We start from the raw sequence: 19598 nt of genomic DNA, 5'->3' as shown, positions 1-19598 counted from the left end.
TTACATGGTCAATTTTCGTGGGCGCATCTCATGAACAAACGAGCTGCGAGCAGTATCTACGGGGCGGGTGGTGCTTCGTCTGGATGTTTAATCCTGCCAACGCATCTCCCTTCGATGCATGCGGCAGTACATGACCTGGGGCAGTAATAGTCCGCCACACCGCCGCATTGGATGTAGGCCGTATTGAGAAGAGCACGGCTTTCCCTGCGCTGGCGCCAAGTCCATGACGTTGAAAAGCAACATCCTTGGGGGAACACGCGGAGGTCTTCTGTGTGGCAGTCGTCGTCTTCTACGCAGTTGTTATGTCGCTCGGCATCGATTTTGAAGATGGTGCGAGCCCTCTGGCATTCGCTGCTGACCTCCTCGTTCTGAATGTCGTTGGGGACAGGGGCTCTCACAGAGGGAACCGTGCATCCGTATATGCAGGTGAGTGCAAGAGCTGCGGCACGTTGGCGAGGAGTGTTGCCGATAGCTTTCAACCAGTGTCGCGACATGGTCAGCAAAGGCCTTGCCTCCATATTTGACATTGACGGTTGCTCAGTCAATTTCGTGGGCGCAATTCATGTGTTGATGAGAGTAGATCGCTATCTGGCTTCACGCCACGCCTCTCTGCAATTCGCGTCGCCCAGTCCTGATTGTCCCAGTCAACGCGGATGTGAATGATGCAAGCTCCGAAGAAACATTGCTCATATCCTGGGCCACCACATTGCCCCTGCATCGGTTCGCCGCGCTTCATTCCGAGCTTGTCTGGGTACACCAGATGGACGACGTGGGAACTCTCAAGATCCCCTGTGGCTACCGGAAATTCGGGTCCAGTGCCACGCGGGCGTCAGCGAACGCGTCATTTCATGCACGGGACTTCGAATGGGCCTCCTGAGTGTAGGGCCCCCAATGAAGGCGGGGGCAGAGCATGTCCGCTTTACGCTGAACTTGTTCGTCGCCGGTCGAGGCATGCTTCGGCGTCAAGGTGGACTGACGCTGCGCGCAGGCTCCCTCGGCGTTCTCTCGGCCTACGTGTGGAACACTCCATCGATGGTGCGGAGCGTGGCAAAGAGCGCATTGCACACCGCCCGGAGTTGACGATCTGCCTTCTGCGACGCCGAAGACAGCAGCCAGAGAGGAGGCCCACCCTCCAGCTCATGTTCCAACCGAAGGGCCGCGTCGTGTTGGGCAAGAAAGCACGGGAGGACAGCGCGCCCGAAGCCCGCACGGCAGGCGTCTCGCACGCCGAGCAGCGAGCTGCAGGTGACGGCTGCGCCGTCGTCCTCGGGCACATGTCGCCACCAGCGCATGGACAACCGCGCTCGCAGCGACGCGCTCGGCATCACCCAGCCCGGTTGCGCCTCGGGTGCTCGATAGACGCCCAACCGTAGCGCCCCTAGCCGCTTTCCCATCAGTACTCCGCTCGGGTCTTGCGAGGGGCGAAGCGCGAGGTCGACCTCCCCAGCGCCGAGGGACAGCTCGGTGTCGCTGATGAGCACTTCAACCCTCGCTTGCGAGGCGGCGTCGTTGGCGAGCGCTTGGAAGAGGAGCGGCGCTAGGACGTCATTGGTGGTGATGACCAGGCGGTTCGCTCGACGCCGTTGGTGTGCGCGCAGCGCGGACTCGATGTTCGCTGCGACGTCACGCATGGCCTCGGCGCGTTTCGCCACTTGTCGTGCGAGCTCCGTTGGCGTGAGGCGTGGCCCTCGTACGAAGAGCGCAGCGCCGAGGCGCGACTCTAGCCCTGCGATGCGCCTGGAGACCGAGGAGTGACGGAGCGACAGTTCACGCGCTGCGGCCTCGAGGTTTTCGAGCCGAACCAGCGCTTCGATCGTCTGCAACTCGTCCCAAGTGATGTGCATGTGCGCACATGAATTGTGCATGTGCGCGCAGTTGTCAAACCGGATGGCTCGCCGGTACGAAGAGGGGCATGACGCTCGGACTGCGATTGGCCACGCGACGCACCTTCCTCCTCGGGGGAAGCGCGCTGTTCGCGAGTGCCTGCTCGCGCACCCGGTCTCGCGGAGAAGCTGTGCCCAACCTCAAACATCGCGCCCTCGACTCGCTCCCCACCACCACGTTGTCGTGGCTCACCCTGCGCGATCACTTCGTGGCCACCGTCGGCGCGCGGGCTGGAGAAGGCCACCCACTCGGCTCTCTGCTGGTGCTGGCGGACGCCACCTTCTCGCCCCGCTCGCGCTTCCCGCTGCATCCTCACCGCGAGATGGAGATCCTCAGCATCGTGCTGAACGGAGACCTCTCGCATCACGGAGACCAGGCCCACGGCGCGACGGTCAGCGCGCGCTCGGCGCAGTTGATCTCCGCGCGCGACGGCATGGTGCATGCCGAGGGCAACGACACCGACGCTCCCACGCGCATGCTGCAGATCTGGTTCGAGCCGACCTCTCGCGGAGGGACGCCCGCTTACTTTCATCGCAGCTTCGCTGAACGAGGACGACATCTCCTCGCCGGTGACGCCGAGATGCCCTTGCGCGCCGACGCGCGCGTCTGGTGGCACGATCTCGAACCGGGGACCATCGAACGACTCTCCACGGCGCCACAGCGGCGAGGCTATCTGCTCGCGATGACGAGTCCGCTCCACGTCGTCGCCTCGGGAGACCCGGCCCGAGCCATTCGCCTGGAGATGGGGGAGGGGCTGGTGGTCGAAGGCGGGGCGGTCGACCTCTCCGCCGATATCGCAGGCGCCGCGCTCTGGCTCGACATCGCCTGACTCGCAGTTGGCAGGACGTGAGCGTTCACGGAGTGGTGCTCGCCGATACGTGCCGGACTCCGGCTCGGCTGCGCGGCATGGAGTCGGTGGTCCCCTCATTGGCCGGTCTTGACTTGCCCCACCGGCGCGGTGGACGGATGCCCACGCCCGCGGCCTTCAGGTAGCCGCTGGCCGTCTCACGGCGCACCCCCGTCGCATCCTCGATGCGTCTCAGGCGCCAACCCAACCGCCCCAGGGCGATGACCTGCTGCTTCTTCTCGTCGCTCAAGACGTTGCCCATCCCCCGGGCGGACTCCACGTCATACCCGGGCGTCAACGTCTCGGCCCTCCCCATTGGCCGGTTTTCAGGCGACCTTCATTGGCCGGTTTTGGGTGACCACTGAGGCGTAAAGGGCAAACGAGCCGCGCCGACTCTCTTCCCTGAGGACGTCACTGATTTGCTGGAGGTACCTCTCAAGCCGCTGCACCGCAGCGGCATTCATGAAGGAGTCCATACCTCCTTCATGAGTGGGGCGGATGGCGCCCAATGCAATGACGGCCTGCTTGCCCAGCCCTCCGCCGCCCTCTCCCCTTGGGCGTACCGTAACGCAGTAGTGTTAAGCACGAAGGCCTCGCGACATTCATCGCGAGGCCCGTGTCAAACAAAAAGGCCCTACCAGTTGGTAGGGCCTTTCAAGCAGCTCCCCGAATGAAGCCCTGCGCGAACTCGTTCTCGGCGATTCTCTGAGAGGACTCAAACTCTCTGAGGGCCGAAAAACCGAGTGATATCCAGCGGTTTCAAAGAAGGGGCTGGGGGCCCCCTTCAATCGGGGACCGATTGAACGTCCGCAAACTACATGGTGGTGACCTCCCGTCCATGGTTCTGCTCCTCTAGGCGCCCGCTTCACAGAGAGTGCTGGGCGGCGACGCGCGTGAGTTCGCGGGCGACGCGCGGAGGTGGGTGAAAGTCGCATGCTTCGAGGCGCGCGCGGGACCTGGGATGCGCGAGGCCTTGGCCTGGAGTTCCCGCGGTCAATCGCGGCCCGCCCGGCGGGCGGTCCACGGCCTGCGAGGGCAGGCCTTGCCAGGCCGTGTCGAGCCAAGCCGCGCGCAGCAGCAGATTGGTACGCCCCGCTGCCGCCCCTGGTGCTCCACCTCGCCCTTCACCGCTACAGGCACTCGATGGCCTCGGTCCCCTACGCGTCGCGCTCACTCGCCCTGACGTACTGTCGAACGTGGCCTTGATGCTCCGCATGGCTCGGCGCCCGAATTTTGGGTAGGCACAGGCCCTCCAAGAAGAGCTGGGGCGCCAGTTGCCCGAGGCCATGGAGTGTCTGCGCCAGGGCTTCGCCGCCGCCACCTGCTTCTTCTCCTTCCCAAGGCCCACTGGAAGCGCCTTCGCGGTACCAATGGCCTCAAGCGACTCCACGGCGAGCTGAAGCGCAGCATCCGCGGCGTCGGCGCTTTCCCGGAGCGCGCCAGCGCCCTGGGCCTCATCACTGCCGTCGCCCTCGGCGTCACCGGCGTCTGGGATGACCGCCGCCACGTCGACATGTCCCTCTGAATTCAACCCCTGACACCGCCGCTGCTTGATGCCGCCAACGGGCCTCCCTCCCCCAAACCCCTCCGGACCACCTACACACGATTCGGGACTTGACCGGGCAGTCGTGGGTGCCCCTCAACGGGATGTACCGGATGGTGAAGACTAGGTGACCCACGACAGGCGCTCGCTTGCCCGGCTGGTCTTGGTTCACCTACATTGTGGGCTGTGAGCCAGAATCCAAGCACGAAGGACTTGCGGGACGCGATTGGGCGGGCGCTTCAGGAACATGTGAAGAGCGATGACCTAGCTCCTGTCTGCATGGCGCTTGGAATGGTTGTGCCAGACCCGAACGCTGGTCTGGTTTACAACAGCAAGTGGGCCACTGTTCGAAGCTGGCTTCCTCATGACCGTGAATCGGTGTTGTCAATCGCGAAGCGGGTGTTGGACCAGTTCTGGACCTATCGCCTTGAGGAACTTGTGTGGGCTGCTCAAGAAGAGTCGGTAGAGTTTTCGGAGCTAACGCGCCGAAACCTTCTTTCAACTCTCAGTTCTCTTCCCGCGCCGTGGGGAAAGCTAGGGTTGAACAAGGTTGTCGGAGAGGTAATTCAACTGGATGAATTCCTGCGCAATGCGACTTTGTCGGAGTCTGAACTTCAGGACGTTCAGGGGGTTTTTGAGCGATGTGGAGTGTTGGGAGTGTCGGATAGGCGCTTTCGAGTACTCATTGAACGGATGGTTCATCCATCAGTTAGAGGCGAAGAAGAACAAAAGAAGTATGTTGATGCGCTGGGGGCGGAGTTACGAAAATCCGGCTGGGAACTGCAAGCGACAGACCAGGATGCAGGACGGGCGCTATATTCATTGATGCGCGCGAATGGTGGAGTCGGAGGGCGGCCTAAGCGAATTATATTTGCTTCACAGGCGAAGCCGGATTTGAGATTCTCCGATGCCATTAATGGCGATATCGAGATTGTGCGATTTGCAGACAAGGTGCTTGTTTATGATCGCCCGATCCCGCCGACTGGCTTCCTCTGGAGGCATCTTCAGGAGTGGTGGGCTGCTGCTCATGGTCTAGAGCCTGAGGCTCGCACGACAAGTGTGAGCCTTTTTCGGCGTCTTAGGAGTTCACTGCCGAAAAGCTCGCCACCACAACGACTACTGTTTGAGGAGTTTTTTTCGACTTTTCAGAAGTCGTTCGACGAGTTGCCTGCATTGCTTCCAGAGGTATGGTTGTACTACGACCCGTTGACGGTTTCGCAAAGAGGAAGGGACGCGCTTCTTAGGCAACGAATGGATTTTCTGATGCTGTTCTCCCAGAGCGTTCGTGTTGTAATCGAGGTTGATGGGGTGGGGCACTATTGCGACCCTCAAGGAAGGGCTAGTGCGTCGAAGTATGCTGAAATGGTCGCAGCAGATCGCGACCTACGTCTTTCTGGTTATGAGGTCTATCGGTTTGGCGGGAAGGAGTTGGAGGGGGAATCAGGAAGAAATATTGTAAGAGGTTTTTTCCGCCTCTTGTTTCGGCGCCACGGCATAGAAGCCGAGGAGTCCAAGTGAGAACTGCCTGGGGTGTCCCCCCTGTGTCAGGGAAGTTGTCGCCTTGGAGGATGCGCCTCGTCACTCGCCTTGACGCGCTGTTAAGTGTGGCAGTGGTGCACGTATGGCGCGGCGTCCGAGTTTGGGAAAGGCACAGGGGGGCAACTCGGGAGACAAACGATGGCTGCGACGCTGGAATCACTGATTGGGAATTTCAAGAGCACGCGTGCGCATTATCGCGACGGCTCTATCGAACTATGCGTCACAGCAGGGACCTTGGAGGAGGCCATCCGGCGGGCCGCTACGGCTGCTCATCCGAGATGGAAGAAGCACATTCATCAGAGGAGGATTCCTGACGATGTTCTTGAAGCGGTGAGTGCAAAGTTGCTCACCAGAATCGACAGGATTCAGAGCGCCACGACATTCGATGATCTGCACAGGATTGTGGCCAGCTGTGCTGTGGCGGGGTTCGCCGAGATGGCCATCTACGACACAGCCCTCCGGCTCGGAATGCGCCTGAAGAAGCCGCCGACGGCGGTCTACCTGCATGCAGGGACGAGGAAGGGGGCGGAGGCCCTGAACCGGAACATCGCGGGCGGCAGGTTGAACTTGTCGAAGGATATTCTCCAAATGCACGAACTCCCTGCGCCGCTTCAGCAACTCTCCCCGGCAGAGGTGGAGGACTTCCTCTGCGTCTACAAGAAGTACCTGCAGGACAGATCGGCCCCTCCAGACAACTTCCCTTCGGGAATCGGCTGCTGTGCTACTTCCGGTCCCGGAAGGCTTGGCTGCTGAAGCCAGGGCCACCGTTTCCAGCTTTGGGGCGCGTGTCGCTGCTGCTCAACCACGGCCAGCGCGTCCCTACATGCGGACGAATAGGTCGCTGGCTCTGTGCTCGCTGGTAAGGCGCGGGGACTTCCGAATAGCATTGGGCGTTGAATATGCGATGCTGTGATGCCGGTTGAATCCGGCACGTCTGGAGGAGGACGTCATGAAGGAACTCGTGGAGGTTTACGAAGTTGCGGACGGGCTAAGTAGACCGGGGTTCGGCTACAAGCCCAGGTGCATCGCCTTGCTATCGCCTGACGAGTCACTGCCCAACATCGGAGACATCATCATCCTGCCGAGGAGTGAGACGGACGACACTGCCGAGCAAGCATTTTACTATGGAACGGCTGCGCCCTTTCGGGTGGTTGACCGTGAATACCTCTATATGCGCACCACCAAAAAGCGGAGTGACGACCAGCCAGTGCCATTCCAAAAGACGTGGATTCACGTCCGACGTATCACTGCCGAGGACTACGAACGGACGCCAGGGCAAGTCGCCAAGAGGTAGGTGGCGGCGCTCTGAGCCAGAACGTGTGAGAGACTCGACGGGAGGAGTTAATGCTGGCGAATCAGGCGGCCTGATTACGGCCAACCTGCTATCTCAACAATCCGGCGTGGTGCAGGAGTCAACTGCGCATGGTTGGTCTAATGTCGACGGGAAAGTTGCCCCAATGTCTGGGCGATCCCCTCATCGGTTGCGTACCCCTCTCATGAGAGGGCTCGGCGTCGTTGGGCATGGGACCTTGCGCCGCTATCTGCTCGCCTGGGACACGCGGCTGGCCTTGAGGGGTAGGGCCGCCCAGTTCGACCAGGCGCTCGCCTCTGCTGCGTCCCCAATGCCTCGTGATTTGAGTGTGCAGCGGAGGGCAGACGCCCGAACCACAAGGCAGCGCTACGCCCTTGGTGATTTCTCCGCCTTGCCAGCACGGAGCCTCGTGCGTTCCTCTCTCACCCTCATTGACGCACTGCCGGGTTAGCCTTGACGCGCTCATGACGCAGCGACGGGTTTAGGAGGCACAACCATCCGCTGGACGAGCAGGGGCGCTGTGGACGCCCGGGCGTATGTCCACCGCGTTCAGTACCGACACCTACCTCCCCTGGGTGATTGCCCTCATCCGTGCACCCGACGCCTACTGTTGACGGTGGCGCCCCATGCGGTTGCGGTTGACGCGGGATGTGGAGCAGGAGGACGCCGGCCGGCGGGAGCTGACGGTGGAGTCCTTCGTCCTCGAACGGGGGGCGGCGCCGGGGTTGTACCGCGTGCGGAGCGGGAGAGGTGTTGCCTGTGAGAGTTTCGCTGAGGGGGCAGGTGTGCGCACTCTGGATACAGATAGGGATGCGACGTACCGTAATGCGGAGAGACGTACAGCCGCGGTTGGCGACGAGGCGGGCTGATTGAGAGGATGTGCACCATGGGGAATAAGAAGCAGCCGGAACCCCTGCATTTCATACGCAGCGGAGAAGATGAGACGGTGTGTGGGCGGGCTGGGTTCCGGGTCCGCAACAAGACTCGTGAGTTTTCGACGTGGGATAACATGTACGTCGCGAACGGTTATCGCTGTCCCTCTTGCGGCGGCTGGGTGCAGTCGAACAGGACGCCCCCCTAATCCTACAGTTGTAGTTCGGAAGACTCCGCAGTCTTCCCTCTGTTGAAGCAACAGGAGGGGGAGGAGCGAGACTTCCCATGCAGCATCCATCGACCACGGAAGCGCAGGCACCGGAAGTCCGGCTGGTTGGCCGTCTCACGACGGAGTTGGATGCCGTAGGCGCCTGGCTGCAGCCGCACTTCTGCCGACGCGAGGCGCATGCCACCGCAGTCGAATATGTGAAAGCGCTGCTGGGACGGGCGCAGCGCAAGAATGCGTGGGGCCTGTCGGAGGACGCGGGACACCGAGCGCCCTGTGCCTTCCAACACCTGCTGTTGCGTGCGAAGTGGGACGTGGATGCGGTACGAGACGACGTGCTGGAGTACGCGCGCCGGGCGCTGGGCGAAGGCGGCATTCTGGAGGTGGACGAGACGGGCTTCCTGAAGAAGGGAGAGAAGTCCGTGGGCGTGGCGCGCCAGTACACGGGCACGGCGGGCAAGGTGGAGAACGCGCAAGTGGGCGTCTTCCTCTCGTACGTGACACCGCTGGGGCATGCACTGGTGGACCGGGAGCTGTACCTGCCGGAGCCGTGGACGGAGGTCGCCGCCCGCCGCGAAGCAGGAGGCATTCCGGACGAGGTGGGCTTCGAATCCAAACCGGCCCTCTCGCAAGGCATGCTGCAACGGGCGCTGGGCGCGGGACTGAAGCCCGCGTGGGTGGTGGGGAACGAAGTCTATGGACGCGACAGCACGCTGCGCCGCTTCCTCGAAGGCTTGCACCAGCCCTACGTGCTGGCGGTGGCCTCCAACACACACGTCTGGCGCGGCTTCTACCAGGTGAAGCCGGGCGACATGGTGAAGGAAGTCGCGCCAGAGGGCTGGGTGCGACTGTCCGCGGGGACAGGCTCGAAGGGGCCGCGCCTCTACGACTGGGCGCGCATGCGGCTCAACCGGCACCTGGGCCTGTCGCGGTGGCTGCTGTTTCGCAGAAGCCTCGCGGACAGGAAAGTAGCCTTCTACGTGGCCCACGCCCGGCGCAATGCCGCCCTGGAGTCGCTGGTGCGCGCGGCCGGCAGCCGGTGGGCGGTGGAGGAGGACTTCGAGTCCGCCAAGGGTGAAGTGGGCTTGGCGGACTACGAGGTGTGCACCTGGACGGCCTGGCACCGGCACATGACGCTGTGTCTGGTGGCACACGTCTTCCTTGCCGCTGCACGTGCCATGGCCAACCTGCGGCCCCAGGAGGGCCTGCCCCAAAGCGTTCGGCCTGCCGTCGCGACGAAACCCCATGCGCGCGTTTCGCGCCCGGCGTGGCCTTCACTGACAGCCCTTGTCCGCTACTCAGTCCAAGAAGTGCGAGGGCTTCTGATGGCGATTCTTCGGCGTGTGGCGGAGCCTCTTGCGCACGTCCTGGCCAGGAGTCGATGGCGACGCCACCACCAAGCCGTCGCCATGCAGTGTCACTACAGAGCCCGAGGAGCACGACTCAAACTGCATCTGCAGGACTAAACAGCCTACCAATCCCTCCTCGCCAGCTTGCTAAATGAGGGGCTGCCTCAGCCCGGAGCCTCCATCGGTGCGACTATTTCGGCAAGTCAACTCCAACAGAATTCTTCGAAAGGATCAGATTGGACTTAAGCATTTCCAGCACACTTGTTGGTGTTGTGAAATTATAGAACATTCTCGCAACCACTCCCGTGCCGACATTGCCCGCGAAGCCATCGAAAGTCAATGTCATTACATTCCCCTCCTTGTTCGACAGCAGATGTCCAAGATGGCTGGGATTGAGGTCAGTGCCATTTTTAGGATCCACCCAGTTGACCTTCATCTCATGGGCCTCTGCAAGAGCCGCAAAATGGGACAGAGAAAGACACATGAGCACGCGAATGTGCCCGCTGTATATGTCGTTACAGTGGGGCGCGAGCGTCGGGAATAAATACATTGGGGTGGCCAACGGGACAAATAACGCAGACCGGAGATCCGAGGCCGGGCCGTCTAATTCCACTTCCCTCAACCACAGATCAAATGCTCGTCCGTCACAAAAAGGACCACGATAAACACCCAAATACAAGCACTTTTCAACAATCTCGATTGCCCAATTTAATGACTTAGATCGCTCAATCAAACAGGCCAATTGGCCTTCATAAAGGCGCTCCTCCAGAACTTCCTTTGAAAGGCGAACTAAATCGCCACGAGCATCGTGGCCAGCGCCTGTCTTGATGAGTTCTTGTGTCCGATTCAGGCGTTCGGCCTGCTTGAGGAGTCTCTTAAATTGCTCGAACTTTCTAGGTGGCTCTTTTTTCTCAACTTCCGCAATGAAGTGTTCGCAATTCGTTCTTACTGCGAACTGAGCCAGAGGCAGTAGCTCTTCGTTTACCTTTCCCTCCTTAAGCTCAATCACATGCAGTGCGCGCTCATCTCCGTCTCGGGCAAGAATGTCTCCCAGGCGAACAAAAGACGTCAAATCACTGATAAGGGCAAATCCCCGGGGGTTATCTGCATTGAACCAATCAGCGAATGAAATATAGGATTCTACATTTGAGTGAATTAACGATGGGGACGAGTCATCTGTGTTCAGGCGCCGCGCAAGCCATAGTTGATTTCCTATAAGTTGCCACGCGATTGTGTCGGCCAACTTGCGTAGAATTGCCTCGGATTCATTCAAGCGCTCAAGCGAGTGAATGATTTTCCTCTCGGCAGCTCTGTTCTTTGAGGATTTGCTTCTTTTGAGCGACGATCGGTCCTTTTCGATTTCTATTAGTCCGGTTAGAATTTCTTTTTGACCCTTTGCGAACCCTTCGTGTACTGCTGGGATGAACTTTTCTTCGTATTTAGGGTCGAAAATGTCGCCTGGTCCAACCAGATCTAAGCCGTATGTGTTTATATGTATCTCGATTTGCTTTCGCTTCTCCTGAAATATGGGGTTGTCGGAACTCCAGTCGGAACTCCAGTCGGTCAACATGTGTTTAAGCCCTCCTCCTGTGAGTGAACGTCAATGGGGTTGTAGTCTATGTCAATGGGGTTGTAATCGCCACCAAGGTGTCAGCCGACTTGTAGGCGCGAGGTACCGGAGCGGATGCCCACCGAGCTACCGGAGCGGGGGCGTCACTACTCGCGCGCCCGGGCTTGCTCAGCAGGCGGGAACGTCACGTTCCCGAGGGTGATGGAACGGTAACCGTCGGGCCAACGACGTGCCGGATCGCTTGAAGGCGGACGAGATGTGCGCGGTGACGAGCGGCACGACCGATTAATCCTACATCTGCAGTTTGAACCGCGCCTTTCGGGCCCGGTAATGGCACTGCATGGCCACGACTTGGTGGTGGCGTCGCCAGCGATTTCACGCCAGGGCATGAGCAAGCGGAGCCGCCGCATGCCGCAGAATCGCAACCAGAAGCCTTCGCACTTCCTGGACGGAGTAGCGAACGAGGGCGGCAGTCAGTGCAGGCCGCGCCAGGCGAGAAACGCGCGCATGGGGTTTCTTAGCCGCGGCAGGCCGAGAGCTTTTGAGGGCATGCCCTCCTGGGGTGGGAGGTTGGCCATGGCACGTGCGGCGGCAAGGAAGACGTGAGCAACCAGGCACAGAGTCATGTGCCGGTGCCAGGCCGTCCACGTGCGCACCTCGTAGTCGGCCAGGCCCACCTCGCCCTTGGCGGACGCGAAGTCCTCCTCCACCGCCCACCGGCTGCCGGCCGCGCGCACCAGCGACTCCAGGGCGGCATTGCGCCGGGCATGCGCGATGTAGAAGGCCACCTTCCCATCCGCGACGCTTCGACGAAACAGCAGCCACCGCGACAGGCCCAGGTGACGGTTGAGCCGCATGCGCGCCCAGGAATAAAGACGAGGGCCTTTGGTGCCTGCGCCCGAGGACAGACGCGCCCAGGCCTCCGCGGCCACCTCCTGCACCATGTCGTCCGGCTTCACCAGCACGGTGCTGGCGCGCGGCGCGAAGCTGCCACGCTCCAACGTCGAGGAGCAGATGCCGATGCTCGCCGGCTGGGTGCAGAGCCTCCTGCGTGTGAAGACGGAGAGCCGCTACTGGCTGGATGGCCGTGTTCGCGCGGATCCGGACATCGGCATTGTGGGCGCTGCCTTCCGCGCAGCACAAACCGCGAAGGTGGAGATGCCTGCGGACACGCTTCTTCACATCGACCTAGCGCGGCTATTGGCATGACGATGATGTCAAGCTTATCGCTGAGCAGGGACGCGCAAAGCCTACGCGCCTCGCTCACTCGCCTTGGCGTGCCAAAGCTCTTGGCCCTCACCTGACGCAGCGGTCGAAGTTGAGCATGCATAGGTGCTGCGTGATAGTGCTATGTCTGTAATATTTCCCACCTGGGTCCGGCTAATGTGGGGCACAAGGGTATGTCATTGCATCAGCGCTCTCAAGAGCAGCAAAAAGGTAAAGCAGGCGAAGAGTCCTGAGGGACCTCCCCGGTCCACAGATGACTCAGGAGTGCATCGCACGGCACTTCTTCTAGAGTTGCGCCCCCTTCTCCCCCGTGAAGAGTGCTTCTGTCCGCGTGGGCGCAGAAGGCACTGGAGGTGAGAGCCCCTTCAAGTCCCACGCACGGGAGAAGTCCATGCAGAGTGGAAGTCGAAGTGGGCTGGTGTTGCTGGCCCTGGGCCTGGTGCTGGTGCTGGCCGGGTGCGAGGCGCAAACACGGCTGGCGCCAGAGGGCAGCGCGCAGGTCGTGGTGACGGTGCCGTGGGCACTGAGTGCCAATGATGTCACGCGCGTGGAACTCACGGTGTCCGGGGCGGGCATGACGACGCGCACGGATGCACTGGTGAAGACGGGCGAGCAGTGGGGTGGGGTGCTAGGCCAACTGCCCGCTGGCCCTGGACGCCACTTCAGCGCGCAGGCCTTCGACTCCTCCAACACGGTGCGCTACTCAGGCGAGGTGACGTCCGTAACCATCCAGGCCGGCCAGACGGCGGCCGTCACCCTGCTGATGCAGGAGGTGAATGCGCCTCCTCCCTTCGACAACGCCGCGCCGCGCATTCTCTCCCTGGTGGTCAGCCTCGGCACCGTCTCCCCGGGCGGCCAAGTGGCCCTCTACGCCACCGCGGACGACCCGAATGCCGAGGACACCCTCACCATCGCCTGGACGGCCAGCACTGGCAGCTTCAGCGCCCCATCCAGCCTCACCAGCACCTGGACGGCCCCAGCCACGCCGGGCCAGGTGGTGCTGATGCTTACCGTTACGGACTCCAAGGGCGCCAGCACCTCGCTGAGCGCCACCGTCACAGTGAGCACCGGCATCGGGCAGGCCGCCGTTAACGTCTCCTTCAACACCTGGCCCATCGTGGCCAGGGTGACGGCCCTGCCTTCCTCCGTTGCTGTCGGCCAGGCCACCCAGGTGATGGCCTCCGCCAGTGACTCCGACGGGGACGCCCTCAGCTACCAGTGGACTGCCAGCTGCGCCGGCACCTGGGCCGATGCCAACTCCGCCACCGCCAGCTTCACGCCTTCGGGGGTGCCCTCGGGCGGCACGTGCAAACTCACAGTGATAGCGAGAGACGGACGGGGCGGCCAGGGCCAGGGCAGCCTCACCATTTACGTCTCCTCCTCGCCCGGCAGCGCGCGCTTTCCGCCCGAGGTGGTGGAGTCCTTCCAGTCCGTTGCCTCAATGCCGGCGGTTGGCGGCACCGTCGTCTTCCGCGCGAGGGCGAAGGATGCGCAGGGCAGCGCTCTCACCTTCACCTGGGCCACTAGCACTGGCACCCTGGGCACCCCCACCAGCACCGCCACGACCAGCGAAGTCCTCTGGACGGCTCCTTTCTGCGTCACCGAGGGAAGCCTTCCCACGGTGACGGCCACCGTCACCAACGCGCTAGGCCTCTCCGCATCCTATGTCTTCGCCCTCCAGGGCGGCGCCGTCTGCAGCGCCGCCGTGTCGGGTGGCTGGTGCACTTCGTTCTTCTTGAAGGAGGATGGTACCCTCTGGGCCTGGGGCCGGAACGAATATGGCCAACTGGGCGACGGGACGACGACGGCCCGCTTTACGCCGGTGCAGGTGCATGGCCTCACGGGCGTGGCCGCCGTCGCTGCGGGCAATAGCTCCCACTCCGCAGCGCTGAAAGCGGACGGCACCGTCTGGACCTGGGGCTACAACGGCAACGGCGCGCTGGGCGACGGGACGACGACGAATCGAGCCACGCCGGCTCAAGTACAGGGCCTCACCGGCGTAGTCGCCGTTGCTGTGGGGGGCCACACCGTAGCAGTAAAGTCGGACGGCACCGTCTGGGCCTGGGGCTGGAACGAAAAAGGCCAACTGGGCGACGGGACGACGACGGGCCGCCTTACGCCGGTGCAGGTGAAGGGCCTCACCGGCGTGGTCGCCGTCGCGGCAACCTCGTACCACACCGTAGCGGTGAAGTCGGACGGCACCGTCTGGGCCTGGGGCTGGAACGAGGATGGTCAGCTGGGTGACGGGACGACAACGGACCGCCTCACGCCAGTTCAAGTACAGGGCCTCACCGGGGTGACTGCCGTCGCCGTTGGTTACTACCACAACGTGGCGTTGAGGTCGGACGGCACCGTCTGGGCCTGGGGTTGGAACAATTACGGCCAGTTGGGCGATGGGGCGACGACGAATCGCTCCGCACCGGTTCAAGTACAGGAACTCACCGGGGTATTGACTGTAGCTGGTGGCGCTGGCCACTCCGTGGCGTTGAAGTCGGACGGCACCGTCTGGAGCTGGGGCAGCAACACCTACGGTCAGTTGGGTGACGGGGCGTGGACGAACAGTTTTGTGCCGGTGAAGGCGCAGAACCTCACTGGAGTGGTCGCCGTCTCCACTCATAGCCTTCACACTCTGGCGATGAGGTCGGACGGCACCGTCTGGGCCTGGGGCCTCAACGCCCATGGCGAACTGGGCGAGGCGCCAGAGACGTACCGCTCAACGCCAGGGCGGGTGCAAGGCTTTTAGTTTCGGAAGGGGACAGCTTGCAGCGGAGCAGCCGTCTGCGCCGCTGCAGGCTGATGCAGCCGCCAGCCACTCAATTATCTTGGCTGGTAACGGTTTCCCCAACTCAAAGCTCGCTGTACGTAACTCCCGGGGGGGCACCAGTTCTTCGAACAGATGAAGACGGAGATGGAGCAGGTCCTGGTGCCACCCTAGACAATTCTGTAGGCCGCGACGTAGAGCCTGAGTGCTCCATTCCTGGTCATGGGAGAAACGCCCCACCTGGTTTCGGGCATGTCCGTGACAGTGATGCTGTCAATGCCGGGGTGCGCCGCGCGCCTCATGGTCTCTGCATGGTACCAAGCCCCCGACGCCATAGACAGAACGATGACCTCGCGTGCCTCGCTCACTCGCCTTGACGCATTGCCTGAAGTGGTCGGAGGCACGCATGATGCGGCGTTCGAACTCTGAGAAGGCTAAGTGGGGCAGGCGGCCCTAAAACGAGCGTTGGAGCGTCACTCTTTGACTCGCCAGCTCTGGAGGAGCCCCTGTGTAAAGAGGACATGCGGACGCAGCGCCGGGGATGCCTCGGATGAGGCGGCATCGCGCGCCGACCACCGGCCGTCGGAGTGTTCAACGAACCTCCCGTCGTGTTTCATCTGCCGGCGTAGATAGCTCCCCAGGTCCTTGTTTTGGCTAACGGCTCCTGCCGTACGGACTCGCTGCGTGATCTCAGGTAGTTTAAGCGGCTCACTGGATTTTACAAGCACGCGCAATGCGTGGTCCGTGATGCTCAATCGGCGAGGATTCGGCTTAATGTCGCGCTCAATGAGCTGTTGAGCTTGGGCGCGCTCTCGGCTGTTTTCTTGGAGTTGCTCGCAAAACTCGACAAATTTTGGCAGCACGGCTTGGTAAAGCCCAGGGTTCGCTAAGACGGCAAGCATAGCTCCCCGTCCGAGCCAACGGAGCGCCGGTGGCGCACGGCCTAGGAAGTTCCATGCGCCCTTGACCGCTTCAACCATGAAAAAGGTTCCAGTAGTCAGTACATTGAATCGGCCAATTTCCTCAGTGACAGTGCGTGCATACTTCTTCAGCGTCGCGAGCAGGTCGTGGTCATCGGCCTTGACGATGTGATAACCCGTGACCTCCCAGTCGGCATCTCGCGAGAGCACTGAGTCAAGCTTGAGGTGCTCGAAGAGCTGGGCATATGAAACATCTTTGGGGTCCCTGGCACGAAGCCGCTCGATGGCCGGCGAGGTGACATCTGGCGGCTCGACGATTTGGATGCTACTGAGTAGCAATCGCCTCGCCTCCTGGACACGCTGAAATGGCAGCGGCTTCTTCGTGGAAGGCTGGTAGCGGCTGAGGTGTTCGTCGTCGACCTCCCGAAGAAGCTCAGGAGGGGCGAACACCTGAACTACGCCAGCCGCGACGGCCTCTTCCAGGGGCGTACGAGTCTCGACGCTCGTGTATCGAGCCTTTGTCCAGATGGTCGAGAGTACACGGTTCGCGTCAATCAACAGCATCGGCGGGTCGAGCACAGGAACAGGGGTGCCCAGAAAGCGAACGCCATACTCTTTGAGTTGGGGGAGTTGATCGGATGGAAACGGACGTGCAGGATCGAGCTTTGCCGTGTTTGGCTGATAGGCTTGATTTCGCAGGTTGGGGGGCGGGGATTTGGGTTTCATGCAGAGGGCATGAGTATATCAGGGGCATAGCCAGGACTGGCAGCGCACGAGGAGGTGAATTGCTGCAGCTCCCTGCTGGTCCGGAGCCCTAGTGTAAGTAGTGGGAGGAACTTTCTTTTATGCGAGCTCCCGCTCTCTACTTCACGGGTTGGAGGGCTGTGGTCATTGGGGACCCATCGTGCCACGGCATGTCAGCCCTACCTGGCACACAGAAGCCCATAAGTCGGGTGTGGCGCCCGACGCGAGGGAGGGCGCATGCAGCGGGGACTTGGAACGCAGAAACCGCAGTACTTCTCCATCCGGTCGGTCATCCAGGTCATCTCTGACGACGTCCAGCCCATGGTGCGAAAGGCCTTGCCGCCGCGGGAGATGATTCTGGTGGGTGAGGTCGTGGACGTGCCCCCTGTGTCTGGGAAGTCGTCGCCTCGGACGGGCGCCTCGCTCACTCGCCTTGACGCACTGCCGCGAGGGCTACTGCGCACCCATGGCGCAACGACCGAACTTGGGGTCGGCACAGGGGGGACACCACGCCTTGGCAGTCGCGGGCCGTACCTCTAGCGCATGCTGCGACCTGCCACATCCGGGTGGTGTCCTCCCCGCTCGCCATGGTGGCACGCGTCTACGCGTCGCCGCTCAGATCTCCCTGAAGGGTGACGTTCGTCTTTCCTGTCTCGGTGCAGGTTGCATTGATGGTGACTCGCCACGACGGAGCGTCATTGTGCCATGTGAGCGTGCCCCTCCAGGTGGTGCATACCACCCCGCTAACGCTGGCGTATAGAGTGGCGCCTGGATGCGGGAGAGTGACCGTATCACCTCTAGGAACTGTGGCTCTGATGAGTGAGACAGTAACGTGCCCCGCCGCTGTCGTGGGACATGCGGTAGTGGCGCCTGGGAGGGGAATGCTTACATATAGGGACGCGTCAGCAATGCAGGATGCGCCGCTCACCAACGCGGGACTGCCAAATATTTCCCCGGAAACGGGCGGCGCGCTAAAATTATATTTGACGGTGGGCTTCGCATGGCGACAACACGCGCCGCCTGGACCGCAATTGGGATGGCAGGAGATGGGATTATTGTCGCTCCCGCCGCCACACTCGTTAGGGAAGACCCCATCCGTGCCTGACAGAGTGCAATACCATAGCGTGTTGTCATTGCAGAACGCCTTCCCTGGCGAACAGATTTGGGGCCCCCGACCATCCAGTCCAGGTGGGCCTTGGGGGCCAGGAGGGCCTTGTGGCCCCGTGCTGCCGGGCTCTCCGCGGAGACCCGGAGGCCCCTGCGGACCTCCAGCAGGGCCTTGAGGTCCGGGAGGGCCTTCTGGGCCTCGCTCTCCTGTTGAGCAGGCGGCGAGGAGGAGCGCGGTGAGAAGTACAACTCGCATTGATGTCTCCTTAAAAGGGGGCGGCAAGGTGTTGGGGGAAGACGGGCTGGAGTGTACTCGGCGCCGCGGATGGAATGGCAGAGCTGCCCGATAGCCTGCGGAGGCGTTGTGGGAGGCGCAGTGAGTAGGCACCCGGCTCCACCGCTGTCGCCCTTGCTGAGTCCTGGCGAGGGAGACCGCGAGGCAAAGACACGAGATGGTCTTGACACCCGTGGAGGCCGCTCAATACGGTAGAGCCTGTGCGGTGACCCACCGCCTGACTCCGTTCGCTTCCCTCCGCGAAGCGGCTTGTTGGGGCAAAGGGGATTCATTTCCTCGGGTCGGCGGCCGTCTTCCTCGTATGCCGTCCGGGAGTGAGCGGAGGTCATTTCTCGGTGCGGCACGATGGAGACCGCCGTGACGGAGTCCAAGAAGTTTAAGATGAGCATCCGGGAGCGCGTTCGCGCCACTGGAGAGAGTTACTGTGCCGCTAGGCGCGTACTGCTTCGACGACACGAGAAGGCCCTCGGCCAACGTGCCGAGGTCATCGCAGTCGCAGGGATGAAAGGTGGCATCGGTCGAAGCACGCTAGCCATCTTAATCGCATGCGAGATGCACTTGCGCGGTGAGCGAGTTTTGCTTGTGGGGCTCCAGCCTGCCGTCATTCCGTTTGGCGAGCCAATGAAGTACCCGAATACGATTCAGCATTGGACGACTCGCACGGAGAACAGCGGATTCGTAGGGCCAGCCTCAATAACCATCAGAGATCGGATGCTTGCATCTCCGGAGTTTGCTGAACTGACTTCGGGGTACTCGCTCGTCATCGTCGACTGTCCGAGAATACTGGAGGTTCAGTACGCTGCCATGCTTTGGGCCGACACCGTGCTGATTCCTTGTTCGACAGCCTCGGAGTCTGCGAGGGCGGTGGATGATGCTCGTGCGTTGATTGCCCTGGGGCTCAGGAAGAACCCCAATCTTGTCAGCAAGGTCGTCATCGCAAACGAGCAGCCACGCACAAGTCCTCGACGAATCGCTGCGCTTCGTGAAGCTGCGAGCGAATGCGGGGTTGATGTCTTCGGGGTAGTCTTGCGCGACCGAGTTGCATTCGGGAACTGTCTAGCAGGCTGTTGAAGAAGTCCGGTTTGTGGGCATGAGACCGGGCTTCTCGTGTCCTCCGCTCTCAACCTTGTCATCGGGGGGAGGCGGAGGGCGAAGAGCGCCTATGCGGCAGCCAGCCGCGCCATCCGCACCAGGTTGTACGCGGCGCCCACCAGGTAGGCCGCCATCTCCGTCCGCTCCCTGCCTTTGAAACGCGTCTTGCGGAAGCCGCCCACCGTCTTCATCCAGCCCCAGACTTCTTCTATTCGTTTCCGTATCCGCTGGCTGAGGGCGTATCCGGCGGACCTCGTCGTTCGCCTGTCGATGGCCGAGCGGCGTCGAGTGTCCGTCGTCTGAGCAATG

The 19598-nt window shown here is 61.8% G+C and carries 12 protein-coding genes and 3 pseudogenes; 9 read left to right on the top strand and 6 right to left on the bottom strand.

Features of this window, described 5'->3' with window-relative positions; translation table 11 throughout:
- Positions 1-1010: 1010 nt before the first annotated feature.
- Entirely contained in the window at positions 1011-1844 is an 834-nt protein-coding gene (locus BLU09_RS29400) for a LysR family transcriptional regulator (RefSeq protein ID WP_090493300.1), read from the bottom strand.
- Positions 1845-1912: 68 nt separating this feature from the next.
- Between BLU09_RS29400 and BLU09_RS29395 the strand changes: the two genes are divergently transcribed.
- Entirely contained in the window at positions 1913-2713 is an 801-nt protein-coding gene (locus BLU09_RS29395; protein ID WP_090493298.1) for a pirin family protein, read from the top strand.
- Positions 2714-2780: 67 nt separating this feature from the next.
- On the opposite strand, the pseudogene BLU09_RS29390 reads toward BLU09_RS29395, so the two are convergent.
- Positions 2781-2993, bottom strand: a pseudogene (locus tag BLU09_RS29390) (IS21-like element ISGau7 family transposase); the annotation flags it as partial.
- Positions 2994-3993: 1000 nt separating this feature from the next.
- Here BLU09_RS29390 and BLU09_RS29385 point away from each other — a divergent pair.
- The 5 genes and pseudogenes from BLU09_RS29385 to BLU09_RS29360 all read left to right on the top strand — a co-directional run.
- Positions 3994-4256 (top strand): annotated as a pseudogene (locus tag BLU09_RS29385) (transposase); the annotation flags it as partial.
- A 267-nt stretch (positions 4257-4523) separates the two neighbouring features.
- Positions 4524-5792, top strand: coding sequence for an AbiJ-related protein (locus tag BLU09_RS29380; protein WP_244172109.1), 1269 nt, complete (start codon positions 4524-4526; stop codon positions 5790-5792).
- Between the two features lie 159 nt (positions 5793-5951).
- Positions 5952-6566: a hypothetical protein gene (locus BLU09_RS29375; protein ID WP_143043219.1), complete on the top strand. Its 615-nt coding sequence runs from the start codon at positions 5952-5954 to the stop codon at positions 6564-6566.
- 196 nt (positions 6567-6762) lie between these two features.
- Positions 6763-7107: a hypothetical protein gene (locus BLU09_RS29370; protein ID WP_090493290.1), complete on the top strand. Its 345-nt coding sequence runs from the start codon at positions 6763-6765 to the stop codon at positions 7105-7107.
- A 1176-nt stretch (positions 7108-8283) separates the two neighbouring features.
- Positions 8284-9420 (top strand): annotated as a pseudogene (locus BLU09_RS29360) (IS701 family transposase); the annotation flags it as partial.
- Between the two features lie 343 nt (positions 9421-9763).
- Here BLU09_RS29360 and BLU09_RS38395 read toward each other — a convergent pair.
- A complete protein-coding gene (locus BLU09_RS38395; protein WP_143043218.1) occupies positions 9764-11143 on the bottom strand; it encodes a hypothetical protein in 1380 nt (459 codons plus the stop codon).
- A 473-nt stretch (positions 11144-11616) separates the two neighbouring features.
- Positions 11617-12087: a hypothetical protein gene (locus BLU09_RS29355; RefSeq protein ID WP_143043217.1), complete on the bottom strand. Its 471-nt coding sequence runs from the start codon at positions 12085-12087 to the stop codon at positions 11617-11619.
- Between BLU09_RS29355 and BLU09_RS29350 the strand changes: the two genes are divergently transcribed.
- Both BLU09_RS29350 and BLU09_RS29345 read left to right on the top strand, forming a co-directional pair.
- Entirely contained in the window at positions 12086-12352 is a 267-nt protein-coding gene (locus BLU09_RS29350; RefSeq protein ID WP_143043216.1) for a hypothetical protein, read from the top strand. The genes BLU09_RS29355 and BLU09_RS29350 overlap by 2 nt on opposite strands.
- A gap of 409 nt (positions 12353-12761) precedes the next feature.
- Positions 12762-15113, top strand: coding sequence for an RCC1 domain-containing protein (locus tag BLU09_RS29345; protein ID WP_244172108.1), 2352 nt, complete (start codon positions 12762-12764; stop codon positions 15111-15113).
- 491 nt (positions 15114-15604) lie between these two features.
- Here BLU09_RS29345 and BLU09_RS29335 read toward each other — a convergent pair whose 3' ends face one another.
- Positions 15605-16777 (bottom strand): HTH domain-containing protein, encoded by a 1173-nt coding sequence (locus tag BLU09_RS29335; RefSeq protein ID WP_143043215.1) that lies wholly within the window; start codon positions 16775-16777, stop codon positions 15605-15607.
- A 1777-nt stretch (positions 16778-18554) separates the two neighbouring features.
- Here BLU09_RS29335 and BLU09_RS38390 point away from each other — a divergent pair.
- Entirely contained in the window at positions 18555-19268 is a 714-nt protein-coding gene (locus tag BLU09_RS38390; protein WP_167371180.1) for a nucleotide-binding protein, read from the top strand.
- Positions 19269-19357: 89 nt separating this feature from the next.
- On the opposite strand, the gene BLU09_RS29330 is transcribed toward BLU09_RS38390, so the two are convergent.
- On the bottom strand, positions 19358-19598 hold a 241-nt coding region (locus tag BLU09_RS29330), incomplete at its 5' end, for a transposase (RefSeq protein ID WP_143043213.1).

The sequence above is a fragment of the Myxococcus virescens genome (assembly GCF_900101905.1).
Lineage (GTDB): Bacteria > Myxococcota > Myxococcia > Myxococcales > Myxococcaceae > Myxococcus > Myxococcus virescens.
Note: the sequence above shows the minus strand (reverse complement) of the source record. Positions and strands in the feature narration are given on the sequence as shown.

Bases quoted from the DNA above. Each gene is read 5' to 3' on its own strand.
- BLU09_RS29345 (WP_244172108.1), top strand. From the start codon at position 12,762: ATGCAGAGTGGAAGTCGAAGTGGGCTGGTGTTGCTGGCCCTGGGCCTG.
- BLU09_RS29395 (WP_090493298.1), top strand. From the start codon at position 1,913: ATGACGCTCGGACTGCGATTGGCCACGCGACGCACCTTCCTCCTCGGG.
- BLU09_RS29350 (WP_143043216.1), top strand. From the start codon at position 12,086: ATGTCGTCCGGCTTCACCAGCACGGTGCTGGCGCGCGGCGCGAAGCTG.
- BLU09_RS29370 (WP_090493290.1), top strand. From the start codon at position 6,763: ATGAAGGAACTCGTGGAGGTTTACGAAGTTGCGGACGGGCTAAGTAGA.
- BLU09_RS29375 (WP_143043219.1), top strand. From the start codon at position 5,952: ATGGCTGCGACGCTGGAATCACTGATTGGGAATTTCAAGAGCACGCGT.
- BLU09_RS29355 (WP_143043217.1), bottom strand. From the start codon at position 12,087: ATGGTGCAGGAGGTGGCCGCGGAGGCCTGGGCGCGTCTGTCCTCGGGC.
- BLU09_RS29335 (WP_143043215.1), bottom strand. From the start codon at position 16,777: ATGAAACCCAAATCCCCGCCCCCCAACCTGCGAAATCAAGCCTATCAG.
- BLU09_RS38395 (WP_143043218.1), bottom strand. From the start codon at position 11,143: ATGTTGACCGACTGGAGTTCCGACTGGAGTTCCGACAACCCCATATTT.
- BLU09_RS29400 (WP_090493300.1), bottom strand. From the start codon at position 1,844: ATGCACATCACTTGGGACGAGTTGCAGACGATCGAAGCGCTGGTTCGG.